10 protein-coding genes are annotated in these 13706 nt (G+C 26.1%); all 10 read left to right on the forward strand.

The genetic code is table 11. The features are described from left to right. The first annotated feature begins 150 nt into the window (after positions 1-150). Positions 151-4047, forward strand: coding sequence for a glycoside hydrolase family 84 protein (locus tag GBZ86_RS06980; RefSeq protein WP_152889074.1), 3897 nt, complete (start codon positions 151-153; stop codon positions 4045-4047). Between the two features lie 333 nt (positions 4048-4380). Continuing rightward, complete coding sequence (locus GBZ86_RS06985; RefSeq protein ID WP_152889076.1) at positions 4381-5472, forward strand: polysialyltransferase family glycosyltransferase; 1092 nt, start codon at positions 4381-4383, stop codon at positions 5470-5472. 54 nt (positions 5473-5526) lie between these two features. After that, positions 5527-6240, forward strand: coding sequence for an acylneuraminate cytidylyltransferase family protein (locus tag GBZ86_RS06990; protein WP_152889078.1), 714 nt, complete (start codon positions 5527-5529; stop codon positions 6238-6240). Positions 6241-6272: 32 nt separating this feature from the next. Further along, positions 6273-7736 carry a sodium:solute symporter family protein gene (locus tag GBZ86_RS06995; protein WP_152889080.1) on the forward strand — a complete coding sequence of 488 codons (1464 nt, stop codon included), beginning with the start codon at positions 6273-6275 and terminating at the stop codon, positions 7734-7736. Between the two features lie 176 nt (positions 7737-7912). Further along, positions 7913-8683, forward strand: a complete 771-nt coding sequence (locus GBZ86_RS07000) for a tyrosine-protein phosphatase (protein ID WP_152889082.1) — start codon at positions 7913-7915, stop codon at positions 8681-8683. A gap of 388 nt (positions 8684-9071) precedes the next feature. Further along, positions 9072-9728 (forward strand): CpsD/CapB family tyrosine-protein kinase, encoded by a 657-nt coding sequence (locus tag GBZ86_RS07005; RefSeq protein ID WP_152889084.1) that lies wholly within the window; start codon positions 9072-9074, stop codon positions 9726-9728. A 30-nt stretch (positions 9729-9758) separates the two neighbouring features. After that, positions 9759-10463: a YveK family protein gene (locus GBZ86_RS07010; protein ID WP_152889086.1), complete on the forward strand. Its 705-nt coding sequence runs from the start codon at positions 9759-9761 to the stop codon at positions 10461-10463. A 200-nt stretch (positions 10464-10663) separates the two neighbouring features. Then, the gene (locus GBZ86_RS07015) at positions 10664-11233 is read left to right on the forward strand and encodes a sugar transferase (protein ID WP_152889088.1); all 570 of its coding nucleotides are present in this window, start codon (positions 10664-10666) and stop codon (positions 11231-11233) included. A 60-nt stretch (positions 11234-11293) separates the two neighbouring features. After that, entirely contained in the window at positions 11294-12256 is a 963-nt protein-coding gene (locus GBZ86_RS07020) for an NAD-dependent epimerase/dehydratase family protein (RefSeq protein WP_152889090.1), read from the forward strand. After that, on the forward strand, positions 12253-13482 hold the full coding sequence (locus GBZ86_RS07025) for a glycosyltransferase family 4 protein (protein ID WP_152889092.1): 1230 nt from the start codon (positions 12253-12255) through the stop codon (positions 13480-13482). The genes GBZ86_RS07020 and GBZ86_RS07025 overlap by 4 nt, the downstream gene beginning before the upstream one ends. The last annotated feature ends 224 nt before the right edge of the window (positions 13483-13706 follow it).

Below are 13706 nucleotides of genomic sequence, written 5' to 3' on the forward strand. Positions count from 1 at the left end.
TTGTGGTTTTGAGATTCAATTTTAACATGAAATTAGGGGGTCGTTGTTTTTTTATGCAAAAAAACTTTCGAAACCTTGATATATAAAGATTTTAAAAAGAAAAGTAGTGTAGAAACTTTACACTAACTTATATTTTAAGGGGGATTTTATATGGCAAGAAGGAATTTTGAGAAGAAATTAGGTTTATGTTTAGCTACTTTTTTATCTATGAACTTACTTAGTGTTAGCGTACAAGCTACTGAAAGTGTTAAAGATGGTCTTTTAAAGGAAACAGAGGGAAGTGATATATCTATTACTCCATTACCTAAAAGCATGGAAGTTGATGATGATTCTTTTGACATTAGTGAGTCTGTGAATATAGTTGGTGAAGATAAAGCAGATAAGGATGCTGTGGAGCTTTTAAAGAGTATTTTACATAGCTTGGATATAGAGGTAAATAGTGAGTTTGAAGAAGGTGATACCACTATATATATTGGTGAGAAGGATGATAATATAGAGGAACTTAATGAGGCTTTAGAGGATATGGAGGTTTCTACTGAAGATTTAACTAAGGCTGAAGGGTATGTTTTAGCTACTGAAGAGGATGATGATGGAAATGTCATTGTTATTAGAGGTAATGATGAAAGTGGAACTTTTTATGGGGTTCAAAGCTTTAAGCAGATTTTAAGTAAGGATGATGATGACGATGATGAGGTTTCTGTTAATGAAGTAGTTGTTAAGGATGAGCCAAGTATATCTTTAAGAGCTGTGGTTGAGGGTTTTTATGGTGAGCCTTGGACTCAAGAGGAGAGATTAGACCAATTAAATATGTATGGTGAGTTTAAAATGAATGCTTACATTTATGCTCCTAAGTCTGATCCTTATCATAGAGAGAAGTGGAGAGAGCCATACCCAGCTTCTGAACTTGATAGAATGAAGGAACTTATAAATACTGCTAATAAAAATAAGGTGGATTTTGTTTTTGCTATTTCTCCAGGTTTAGATATTAGATTTGAGGGTGAAGAGGGAGAAGCTGATTTTAAGGCTTTACTTAATAAAGCAGAAACTTTATATGATATGGGGGTTAGAAGATTCTCAATTCTTTGGGATGATATAGAGAATCATGATGGTGCTCAGCAAGCACAGGTTTTAAATAGATTTAATGAAGAGTTTGTAAAGGCTAAGGGTGATGTTAAGTCTTTAATAACAGTTCCTGTTCAATATTGGGGAAGCTCTATGTTTGATGGAGATAATGTTAAGGAGTATACTAAAGCTTTTGCTGAAACTTTAGATAAGGATATTGAAGTAATGTGGACAGGAAATGATGTTATTCCTCCAAATGGGGTAAGTATTGGTGATGCTCAAAAAGTTACTGGTGCTTATGGTAAGAAAATGATGCTTTGGTGGAACTATCCTGTTAATGATTATAAAGAAAATAAGATGGCTTTAGGTCCTATATATGATTTAGATGTTAATTTAGATGATGAGATTTCAGGTTTTATTGTAAATCCTATGAGGTTTGCTGAGTCTTCAAAAATATCTACTATAACAGGAGCAGATTATGCTTGGAATACTAAGAATTATGATGCAGAGAGTTCTTGGGATAGTGCTTTAGAGGTTATAGCAGGTGAGGCTAAGGATGATCTTAAGTATTTTGCTAATCATTCTACTAGATTAGATACAGGAAGACCTGATTCACCAGAGTTTAAGGCTTTAATAGATAAGTTATGGGAAAAGTGGAATAAGGGAGAAGATGTTTCTTTAGAGTTAAATTCATTAAAAGCTGAATTTGATAAAATGACTAAAACTCCTAGTGTTTTAAGGGAAAGTTTAGAAAATAAAAAGTTATTAAGTCAAATAGATTCTCATTTAACTAAGTTTGAAGAGTATGGAAGATCAGGACTTTTAACTGTTTCTATGTTAGATAATATTAAAAAGGGTGATATGGTTAATTTTTGGAATGATAAGTTTGCTGGTATTAAAACTGTAAGAAATTTAGATTCTATGGATGCTATTATTGCTAATAATGTGATAGATCCATTTATAAGAAAGGCTCATGAAGTTGGAACAGATTATTTTAATGAGAAGACTACTGTGTTAAAAGATAAGGTTTATAAGTATACTTCCATTGGTAATATAGCTGACCATAAGTATAGTGAATGGTTTATTTCAGAGGAAACTCATGTACCAAACTATATGTTTGATGATAAGTTAAATACTGGTTTTTGGTCAGCAGATTTAGTTAAGAAAGATGAGTATGTTGGTTTTGATTTAGGGGCAGTTGAAAACATAAAAGATGTGTATTTACTTATGGGAAGAACTGCTATGGATACTGATGTAATTGCTGATGGAGTATTAGAATATTCAGTAGATGGAACTAATTGGACAGAGCTTAAAGTAAATGAGGGTAATAATGAATTATTAGTAGAAACAAATGTAAAAGCTAGATATATAAGATATAGAGCTACTAAGGATTCAGAGAATAGATTATATGTAAGAGATTTTAAAGTTAATACTAATAAGACTTTAGAAAAGACTGTAGGAGATGTGGACTTATCAAAGGCTACAATACAAAAGTCAGCAGATAGTGAAAAAGAAGTTGTTTCTTTAAGTAATATAGGTAAAGTGGAATTAAAAGAAGGGCAAGCTATAGGTTTATCTTTAAATGATGTTAAAAATGTAATATCTATAGAAGCATTAGGTAATAATAATGCCAAAGCTCATGGTGGAGAATTTGTTATAGAAAGTTCTTATGATAATTTACAGTGGAAAAAGGTTTCAGAGGGATTAGAGTTTTCTACAGAAAAGCCAGTGGTAGGTAAGTATTTTAGAATTAAAGCTTTAAAAGATACTACTTTAGATTTAAATTCAATTAATATAGGAATTGAAACTTATACCTCTTCAGAAATAAGCACTAATAGACGTGTAAGTACAAATGCTAATATTCATCCTGATTTTATAAAGGATAATGATTATGGTACTTCTTTTGTTTGTTCTGATACTATAAAAGAGGGAGATTTTGTACAAATAGATTTAGGTAAGGTTAAGCATGTAAGAGATATAAACTTAGTTCAAGGGCCAGGTGGAGATTATATTGAAGGAGATATTCAATATTCTGTAGATGGTGAAAATTGGACAAATGTTGGAGAAGTAGAAGGAATTGATACTTTAATAAAGGACTTAGATTTAGAAGCTAGATATGTAAGAGTATTGTCTAAAGGTTATAAGGATCGTTGGTCAAGGGTTAGAGAGTTTACTGTAAATACTACTATAGCTGAGTATAAGACAGAAGCTTCAGTACCAGGAACTTATGTGGATAGAACTGAAAATACTAGAGATGAAAATTTAAATACTGCTTATATACCAAGTAGGGATATAGTATCTGGAGATTACTTCCTTTATAGAATATTTGATAATAAGTTAACTTCAAAGATAACTATACCTCAAAGTAGTGATAATTTATCTGGTGCTAAGGTAACAGCTCAAACTATAGATGGAGAGATTTTAGAGCTTGGAGTATTGGATAAGGCATTTAATGAGTTCCTATTAGAGAATCCAAGACATATTGTATCTGTAAAGCTTCTATGGGAAAATAATGCAGGTAAACCTGAAATATTTGAAATAAAGCCTACTTTTGTTGGTATAGATTCAATAATGGAAAAAATTAAGGGTGCTATAATTACAGCTGAGAAGGTACTTGCAGCTAATCCAGATAAGAAGAATAAGGAAAGAACTGCTTTAGAGGAAAGCTTATGTAAAATTAAAGATATGATAAATAGTGATGAGTTTGCAGAGGATGAAAAGATAAAAGCTTATGAGGATTTAATTAAGAAAACTGATTTATTTATAGCTTCATCTAATAGTGGGTCAGAGGGAGATACAAATAAACCTGGTGGTGATAATAATAAACCAGGAGAGGAAGAAAATCCTGATGAGGATAAAAAACCAGGTGAAGATAATTCAAATGGAAACTTACCTAATACGGGAAATCCAATGGGTGCAGGAGTTTTAGCCTTAATAGGAGGAGCTACTTTAGCTGTTGGATTTAAAGTAAGAAAAAGAAAGTAATTAAAAATTTTTAATCTATAATAAAAGGATTTGGTTTTACCAAGTCCTTTTAGTTTTATGTGAAAAAATTTAATGGATACTTATGGAAAAGTTTTTCATATTGAATATATAGGTATTAATGAAAGGTAATGCCATTGACATATTTAAACAATGCCTTAATAATATAAATGTTAAATAATTAAGAATTTTAATAATATATTGAAAATTATTAGGTTTTTAAAATGAAAAATCAACATTAAAATATTGTATTAAATGCTAATTTATAACTGAGAATCAATTCATAAAATACAATAAATTTTACTAAAGAAAATCTTAAGAATGGAGAAAATACATATGATGAAAAATAATTTATTCCTAGCACATACTCCTTATCATCTTTTACTTTCTGCTACTTTAGTTAAGCAGGAAAATTTAAAAAATAATGTTTTGGTTATTTTTAAGGACTTTAATATTAATATGGATGAGTATAAGTGGTTAAATGATTATTTTCATGAAATTATTATATTAAGAGGATCATATAAATTAAACTATACAAGAGATAAGCTAAAAACTAAGATAGGAAAAATGGTGTATGTTAGAGGATGTGCTTTAGGTACTGTATTTGCTATTAAAAAATTAATTAAATCTTTTAAAGATATTTCTTGGAGTCAAATCTTTTGCTTTAATGATAGCTTTGAAAAAATTCAAATATTAATCCATAACTTAAAAGGAGAAAATACTAAAGTGGCATATATAGAGGATGGAAGTGCAGCATATTGGGTAAAAAAAGATATTTTTCTGCATATGAAAATAAATGCGTCTAAGTTTTTATCTACTAGCTATATAATGTTAAAGAGTTTTAATTTTCATGATAAATATGAAATAATTGATGTCTTTGGAGGAGGCTCTTATATAGATTATTCTTATTTCCTATATCCTGATTTTATATGTAAGGAATTAAAGAAAAAAGAAGCTAAGGAGATTAAATCAGAAGATTTAAAAACAGTTATTTTAAGAAAAAATTTTGAGAAATTTAACATAAACAATTCAATAGTTATATTAGCTGATTTATATTCACCTAAAGTAAAAGAATACTTTGAAGAAGCATTTAAATATTTAAAAGGATATAATATATATTTAAAATATCATCCAAGGGAAACTAACTTTTATTTAAATGATTTAGTGAAAGGAAGGGAATTTATATTACCTAGTGAGGAAGCCTTAGAAAGTATTTTAGTTAATTCAAAAAATAATATTATTATAGGAACGGGAGGAAGTACTGTATTTTTTACTTTACCTAAGATTAGTGAAAACAAGTACATTTCTTTAAATAAAATATTTAATATTAGCTTTGGTGAGGAATATGAAAAAACTTTAGAGAAAATAGGAATAAATATTCCTTTAAATTATGAAGAATTTAATATAGTTTTAGAAAGAAGTAAATAAAAAATTAATAAATTTAATTAGGTTGTTTTAACAAAAGAGAGTGAGGGTGTTTAAATGTACAAAGGAAAAAGAATTTTAGCAGTTATTCCAGCAAGAGCTGGTAGTAAGGGAATAAAGGATAAAAATATAATAGACTTATGTGGAAAACCTTTAATTGCCTATAGTATAGAAAGTGCTTTAGATTCTAAGTATATAGATAAAATAGTAGTTTCAACAGATGGAGAAAATATTGCAAAGATAGCTAGAGAATGGGGCGCTGAAGTTCCTTTTTTAAGACCAGATTATTTATCTCATGATAAGGCTAAAAGTATTGATGTATTATTACATTGTATAGAGGAAGTAGAAACTTTAGGAGAAAAATTTGACTATGTAGTTTTATTACAGCCAACTCAACCTTTAAGAAAAAGCTTTCATATAGATGAGGCTATTGAGTTAATAGTAAAAGAAAATGCTGATAATTTAGTTAGCATATGTAAGGTAAAGGAACATCCTGTACTTATGAGAACAATAGATGAAGAAGGTGAAATGAAAAATTTATTAAATTGTTCAAGTACTCAAAGAAGACAGGATTTTAAAGATTTTTATAAAATTAATGGAGTAATATACATAAATAAGATAAATAAAAATTTAAATTCAGAAACAAGCCTAAATGATAATACATTACCATATATAATGGATGAACAATATTCAATTGATATAGATGAATTATTAGATGTTAAAATTGCTACTTTAATGTTAGAAGAAATGCAAAATATCAAGGAACTTTAATTTGAAAATAAATAAACAAAGGAGAAAATTAAATGGTTGGTTTTACGATGATTGATATAGGAGTTTTAGTAGTATATCTATCAATAGTTTTAGTTATTGGATTATTATTTTCTAAAAAAGATATGAAGGGAAAGGAATTTTTTAAGGGTGATGGAACTATTCCTTGGTGGGTTACGTCAGTATCTATTTTTGCTACCTTATTAAGTCCTATATCTTTTTTATCTTTAGTAGGAAATTCTTATAAGGGTACTTGGATTCTTTGGTTTGCTCAACTTGGTATGATTATAGCAATACCATTAACAGTAAAGTATTTTTTACCTTTATATAGTAAATTAAAAATAGATACTGCTTATGAGTATTTAGAAATTAGATATAAGGATAAAGGGTTAAGAGTATTAGGAGCATTTATGTTTATAATATATCAGGTGGGAAGAATGTCCATAGTAATGTATTTACCTTCTATGGTTCTTGCAAATTTAACTGGTATAAATATAAATGTTTTAATAGTACTTATGGGGCTTATAGCTATAGTTTATTCTTATACAGGAGGACTTAAAGCTGTTTTATGGACTGATTTTATTCAAGGCTTAGTTCTTATTTTAGGAGTTTTAGGAGTTTTATTTGTATTAATTTTTTCTATTGAAGGTGGATTTAAAACTGTTATAAATGAATTAACTACAAATGGAAAATTTTTATCATCACAAGAAGTTATTTTTGATAAGAATATATTAAGTAGTAGTGTATTTATAATATTAGTGGGAGCTGGATTTAATACATTTTCTTCTTATATTTCAAGTCAAGATGTTGTTCAAAGATTTACAACAACTACAGATGTGAAAAAATTAAAAAAGATGACTTATGGTAATGGGTTACTATCTATAGTGGTAACTACCATATTTTATTTTATTGGAACAGCATTATATGTTTTTTACAATCAAAATCCTAATTTAGTTAGTACTGCTCATAGAGATCAGATATTTGCATCTTATATAGCATTTCAACTTCCGGTTGGGGTATCAGGTTTATTATTAGCAGCTATATATGCAGCGGCACAATCTACTTTATCAACAGGATTAAATTCTATAGCAACTAGTTGGACTTTAGATATAAGAAAAATACTTTTTGGAAATATTTTAGAAGAGAAGGAAACTAAAATTGCAAAGCTTGTTTCTTTAGTAGTAGGTATTTTAGCTATAGTTATTTCTATAATAATGGCTAATGGAGAAATTAAATCTGCTTATGAATGGTTTAATAGTTTTATGGGACTAGTTCTAGGCGTATTAGCAGGTATATTTGTTTTAGGTACTTTTACTAAGAAAGCTTGCAACATAGGAGCTTATGCAGGGTTTATAAGTTCTTTAATTGTAATTTTATTTTTAAAATATGGAAATTCAACAATTACTTCATGGGCTTATTCTATAATTTCAATTATAGTATGCTTAGTAGTGGGGTATTTAGTTAGTTTTATGAGAAGAATAATTTTTATAAATAATTAATAAACTATAAAAGCTATGAAATATAATAATAAATATTTCATAGCTTTTATAATTAAATAAAAAAAGATTATTAATTTATAAGTACTATGAAAAATTATGGATTTATAGTATATTGATAATAAACCATATTTATACAAGAATAAGGTTGTAAAATTTAAAAAGAGGGTGCAAATTAAATGATAGATATTCATTCTCATATAATACCAGCTATTGATGATGGAGCTAAAGATATTGAAATTACTTTAGAAATGCTTAAAAGAGCTGAGGAAGAAAAGACAACGTCTATAATAGCAACTCCGCATTATATAGGTGGTATGTGGGAAACATCTTATGATGATGTGAAAAAAAAAGTGGAGAAATTAAATGAATTAGCAAGAGCTGAAAATATAAATTTAAAAATTCATTATGGTCAAGAAATTTATTATCATAATGAAATAGTAAAAAGTTATGATAATGGATTAATAGGCACTTTAGCAAATTCTAGATATATGTTAATAGAATTTTCTATGCATAAAATTCCAAGGGGTGCTATGGAGCAACTTTATGAATTACAAATTAAAGGAATAGTTCCTATAATAGCACATCCAGAAAGATATGATGAATTTAAAAGAAACCCTGAAGAAATAAATAAATTTATTGAAGAAGGATATTTATTTCAATTAAACAGTGGAAGTATTTGTGGTGTTTTTGGTAAAGAGGTTAGAAAAACAGCTGAATTATTTTTAAAAAATAATATTTATAGTTTTATTGGCTCTGATGCTCATAGTAATGAAAGAAGACATGCAGGATTAAAGTCAGCTTTAACCATTTGTGATTCAATAAATGAAAATTATAGTAATAAGTTATTAGAAAATGGTGAAAAATTATTAAGAAATAAAGAAGTTTTATTTCATGGTAATAAAATAAAAAAGAAAAAAGGGTTATTTTCTTTTATTTTTAAAAAATAGATTTATATTTATATAAAAAATTAATGATTTATTATACTTTATAAGATAGTGATTAATCTTATAAAGTATTTTTTTTTATGTAAATGATTTGCATAAAAAAAAATTAACAAGGGAAAACTTTTTTTGATAATATTTTACTTTTTAGTAATTTTCGGAGGAATTTATGAAAAATAAATGAAAGTAATTGATAGTATGTGATAAGTAGTAATCTAAATAAAAATATTATATTAGCTATAATAATTAGCTTAGGACTGGAGCTAGTTTTAAGTTTTATTTCATTATTTAGATTATACTTTTAAAAATGTATATACCATTGAAAAGTTTTTTAATATTTCTGTTATTACTATAATTCCTAAATAAAAAAATTGACCAAAAGGAGAGCTTTTAAATGTTTATAGTAGATAAGAATCCAAAATCAATATCAGCAGAAGCTTATAGAGCATTGAGAACTAATATAAAATATTCATCCTTTGATAAAACAATACAATCATTAGTTATAACAAGTTCTATTCCAGGGGAAGGTAAATCAACAACTTCAGGTAATTTGGCTATTTCTATGGCACAAGATGGAAAGGATGTTATTTTAATTGATTGTGATTTAAGAAAACCTAGTATACATAAGAAATTTAGAATATCAAATTTAAAAGGATTATCAGATATTTTATTAGAACAAAGTACTATTGAAGAGGGAGTAATAAAACATGCTAGTGGATTACATATAATAACTTCTGGAAAAATACCACCTAATCCATCAGAAATGTTAGGATCTAGAACTATGCATAAATTAATAGAGAGTTTAAAGATAAACTATCAATATATAATATTAGATTCACCACCTATTAATGCAGTTACTGATTCTCAAATACTATCTACTATGACAGATGGAACTATATTAGTTGTTAAAGCAAGTTCTACAAAAAAAGATATGGTTGATTATGCAATTAAAGAACTAAAAAAAACCAATGCTAATATTATAGGCATAGTATTAAATGCTGTAGAGGAAAGTAATAAAAAATATAATTATTATTATGGAGAAAAACAATAATTTTAATATAAATTCTAGGAGGATTAAAAGATGTCAGAATCAATAGAATTTAGCGATTTAATACAAATGGTTAAAAAAAGATGGAAGTTGATAACAATAATAACTTTATTAATAACTACCTTGTTTGTAAGTGTAACAGCTTTTTTAATTAAACCTCAGTATGAATCTAGTGTTAAATTATTTATAGGCAAAGAAGAGGCTGAGGGAAAGAACTATAATAATAGTGATGTAGCTATGTATCAAAATTTAATTAAGACTTATGCAGAGATTATTAAAACTAAGGATTTAATATCAAATGCTATAAATTTAACTAATATTAATATTAATACAAAAACAGTTTTAAATAATTTAATAGTTACACCTAGATTAGATACTCAAATTTTAGAGGTAAAACTAAGAGGAAATAATAAAGAACAAACCGTAGAAATTTTAAATTCAGTAGTTAATGAATTTATTTATAGATCTAATAATTTAATTAAAAATGGAAACATACAAATTATTCAAAGTGTAGAAATACCAGAGAGTCCAGTAAGTCCAAAAATTAGTAGAAATTTAATTATATCTTTTATTTTAGGATTAATTATAGCATTAATGATTTCTTTCCTTATTGAATATTTAGATAATACATTTAAAGTAAGTGAAGATATAGAAAAACATTTTCATATTGCTGTAATAGGAGTAATACCTAAGGAAAGTATTAGTGAAAAAAGTAATAGCATAAGAAAGCGGGATTAACACCTGCTTTTTTTTCATAAAGAATTTGAAAAAAGCTATGCTGTTTTTCCAATTTATAGATTAAAAGTAAATTGGAAATTACATATCCAATAAGTTACACAAATAATATTGCCTACAAAGAGAAAGATAAGAGTAAATAGATAATATTACTTTAAATACAAGCTATTGTAACAAATAGTACATTCATTAAGGAGGATATTATGAAACGGGTATTTGATTTTTTAGTAAGTTTACTTTTGCTAGTGTTTTTATCACCTTTAATAATTTTTATTTCATTAATAATAAAATTAACTTCGGAAGGACCAGCATTTTTTAGACAGAAGAGAATTGGAAAAGATAATAATGAATTTGAAATTTTAAAGTTTAGAACTATGAAAATAAATACTCCTAATGTAGCTACTCATTTATTAGGTAAGTCAGAAAGTTTTATAACACCAGTAGGAAAGATATTGAGAAAAACTAGTTTAGATGAATTGCCTCAACTGATAAATATATTAAAGGGAGATATGAGTTTAGTAGGGCCTAGACCAGCTTTATATAATCAATATGATTTAAAAAATTTAAGAACAAAAGTTGGTGTACATAAATTAATGCCAGGATTAACAGGATGGGCACAAATAAATGGTAGAGATGAAATTCCTTTAAATAAAAAGGTGGAATTTGATATGGAATATATGAAAATTATGGGGTTTTGGACAGATATAAAAATAATATTTATGACTATATTTAAAGTTTTAAAAAGTGAAGGGATAAGTGAGGGAACAAAATAAAAAAAATATTAATAAATTAAAGAAGTTATTAATTGCTTATTAAAGAGGAGGTCATAAATAGTGAGAATATTAATTACAGGAGCTGGAGGATGGCTTGGAAGTGAATTAACAAAGCAGTTATTAGAGCAAGGTGAGAAAATAAAAGCTTTAGTTTTAGTGGTAAATGAAAAATTAAAAAACTTAAAAAAATTTTTTGGTTCTAATTTAGAAATAATAGAAGGAGATATATGTGATAAAAAAATTATAATTAAAAGTTTAGATAATGTAGATTTAGTATATCATTTAGCTGCTAAAGTACATTTTATTCCTAAAAATGAAAATGATGAAGAGATGTTTTACAAAATAAATACATATGCTACAGAACAGTTATTTAATTTATGTTTAGAAAAAAAAGTAAAAAGAATTATTTTTTATAGTAGTGTATCTGTATATGAACAATCAAAAGAGGAAATAAATGTTGATTCTCCTAAAAGATCTAATACTGCTTATGGAAAAAGTAAACTTATGGCTGAAAAGATAGGATTACGTTTAATTAAGGAAAAAGGGTTACCACTTACAATAATAGAACCAGTAACTGTTTATGGTGGAGAAGATTTGGGGAATTTTGAAAAATTACGTTTATTGATAAACAAAGGATTAATGATTAGATTTGGAGATGGAGAAAATAAAAAAACTGTTATATATTATAAAGATTTGATTTCATTGACATTAAAAATAGCTACAGATGAAAAATATTTAGGAAAAGTTATTATATGTGGTACAGAAATAATTTCTTTAAACGAAATTATTAGTATTTTAATACATTCTTCACATAAAAAAGTAAGGTTATTTAAAATTAATAAATTTTTAACTAATTTTATAATTAAGTTACTTCAATTAGTTAATACAAGTATTACTAGAAAATTGTCAAATCAAATTAAAACTTTATCTTTTACTAATAAATATAATATTGATGTTACACAAGGATTAATAGAGGATTTTACTACTTTTAGAAAATATTATTCTAAGGAGATAGAAAAATGAAATTAGTAATTGTATCAGAATTTTTTTATCCTTATAAAACTTCAACGCAGAAAATTTTAACAGAATTAGCAGAAGATTTAGTTAAGTATGGTTTAGAAGTAGATATTTTAACTACTAAAAATTCATATAGAGAAAAACAGCAACAATTACCTAAATATGAGAATTACAAAGGAATGAATATAAAACGTATATTTTCTACTTCAAGAAATAGAGATAGTAAGTTTGGTAGATTAATTAATTATATTATATTTACTTTAGGAGTTTTTTTAAATTTATTGTTTAAAAAAAATTATGATAAAGTACTTTTTGTTTCTAATCCACCTCTAGTATCTTATGTAGGCTATTTAATAAAAAAATTAAGAGGAAAAAGATATGTTTATTTGGTACATGATGTATATCCTGATGTAGCAGAAAAATTAGGAATTATAAAAAAAGGAAGTATTATATCTAATTTGATGAATTATATGAATAGAAAAATATATTTAAATTCAGAAAGAATAATAGCTTTAGGAAAAGATATGAAAAATATTATTGTAAGTAAGGGAATAAGTGAAGGAAAAATAAGTATTATAACCAATTGGGCAGATTCAAAAATAAATTTTGAGAAAATTGCTTGTAAAGAAGTTTATAAGAAATATAATATTGAAAATAGTTTTAATATAGTATATACGGGCAATATAAGTAAAGTTCATGATATTGATACCATAATAAAGGTAGCACAAAGATTGAAAAATAATAAAGATATTAAATTTCTTTTTATTGGCAATGGTAATAGGAAAGAATATATAAAAGAATTAAAATTAAAAGAAAATTTGAAAAATATAGAATTAAGGGATTATGTTTTTGGAGAAGAATATAATAATCTTTTAAATTGTGCAAGTATATTTATTTCTACATTACAAAAAGGTATTGAGGGATTAGGTGTTCCATCTAAAACCTACACTTATATGGCAGTTGGCAAGCCTATAATAGCTATAATGTCTAAAGAAAGTGAAGTTGGAAATATGGTTAATAAATATACTTTAGGAAAACAATTTTCAAATAATGATGTAGATGGAATAGTGGATTATATTATTAAAATTCAAAAAGATAGGAAGTTATATAAAGAGGTTTGTAATAATGTAAATTATATATTTAAAAAAAAGTATGAAAGAAAAAAGGTAACTAAAAAATTTTATGAAGTAATATTAAATAATAAATTAGGCGATTGTGAAATTAAGATTTAAAAAATTGTGGATAACTTTTAAAAAAAACAATATTTTGATTTAAATTTGTGCATGAAAATATAGACCCTAACAAAAACGGTCTTTTACAGAAAGATTATGAAATTAGACTGTGGATATGTGATTAAGCTGATATTAAATATAGTTTTCTAATACTTCTAATATATTTTATGTCATTTAAAGAGTAGGCTAAAATAACATTTATTAGTTTAGAAATAGCTGTTAAA

The sequence above is a fragment of the Clostridium tarantellae genome (genome assembly GCF_009295725.1).
GTDB classification, from domain to species: Bacteria; Bacillota; Clostridia; order Clostridiales; family Clostridiaceae; genus Sarcina; species Sarcina tarantellae.

Excerpts from the sequence above, each read along its gene's own strand:
- GBZ86_RS06980 (WP_152889074.1), top strand. The coding sequence starts at position 151 with ATGGCAAGAAGGAATTTTGAGAAGAAATTAGGTTTATGTTTAGCTACT.
- GBZ86_RS06985 (WP_152889076.1), top strand. The coding sequence starts at position 4,381 with ATGATGAAAAATAATTTATTCCTAGCACATACTCCTTATCATCTTTTA.
- GBZ86_RS06990 (WP_152889078.1), top strand. The coding sequence starts at position 5,527 with ATGTACAAAGGAAAAAGAATTTTAGCAGTTATTCCAGCAAGAGCTGGT.
- GBZ86_RS06995 (WP_152889080.1), top strand. The coding sequence starts at position 6,273 with ATGGTTGGTTTTACGATGATTGATATAGGAGTTTTAGTAGTATATCTA.
- GBZ86_RS07000 (WP_152889082.1), top strand. The coding sequence starts at position 7,913 with ATGATAGATATTCATTCTCATATAATACCAGCTATTGATGATGGAGCT.
- GBZ86_RS07005 (WP_152889084.1), top strand. The coding sequence starts at position 9,072 with ATGTTTATAGTAGATAAGAATCCAAAATCAATATCAGCAGAAGCTTAT.
- GBZ86_RS07010 (WP_152889086.1), top strand. The coding sequence starts at position 9,759 with ATGTCAGAATCAATAGAATTTAGCGATTTAATACAAATGGTTAAAAAA.
- GBZ86_RS07015 (WP_152889088.1), top strand. The coding sequence starts at position 10,664 with ATGAAACGGGTATTTGATTTTTTAGTAAGTTTACTTTTGCTAGTGTTT.
- GBZ86_RS07025 (WP_152889092.1), top strand. The coding sequence starts at position 12,253 with ATGAAATTAGTAATTGTATCAGAATTTTTTTATCCTTATAAAACTTCA.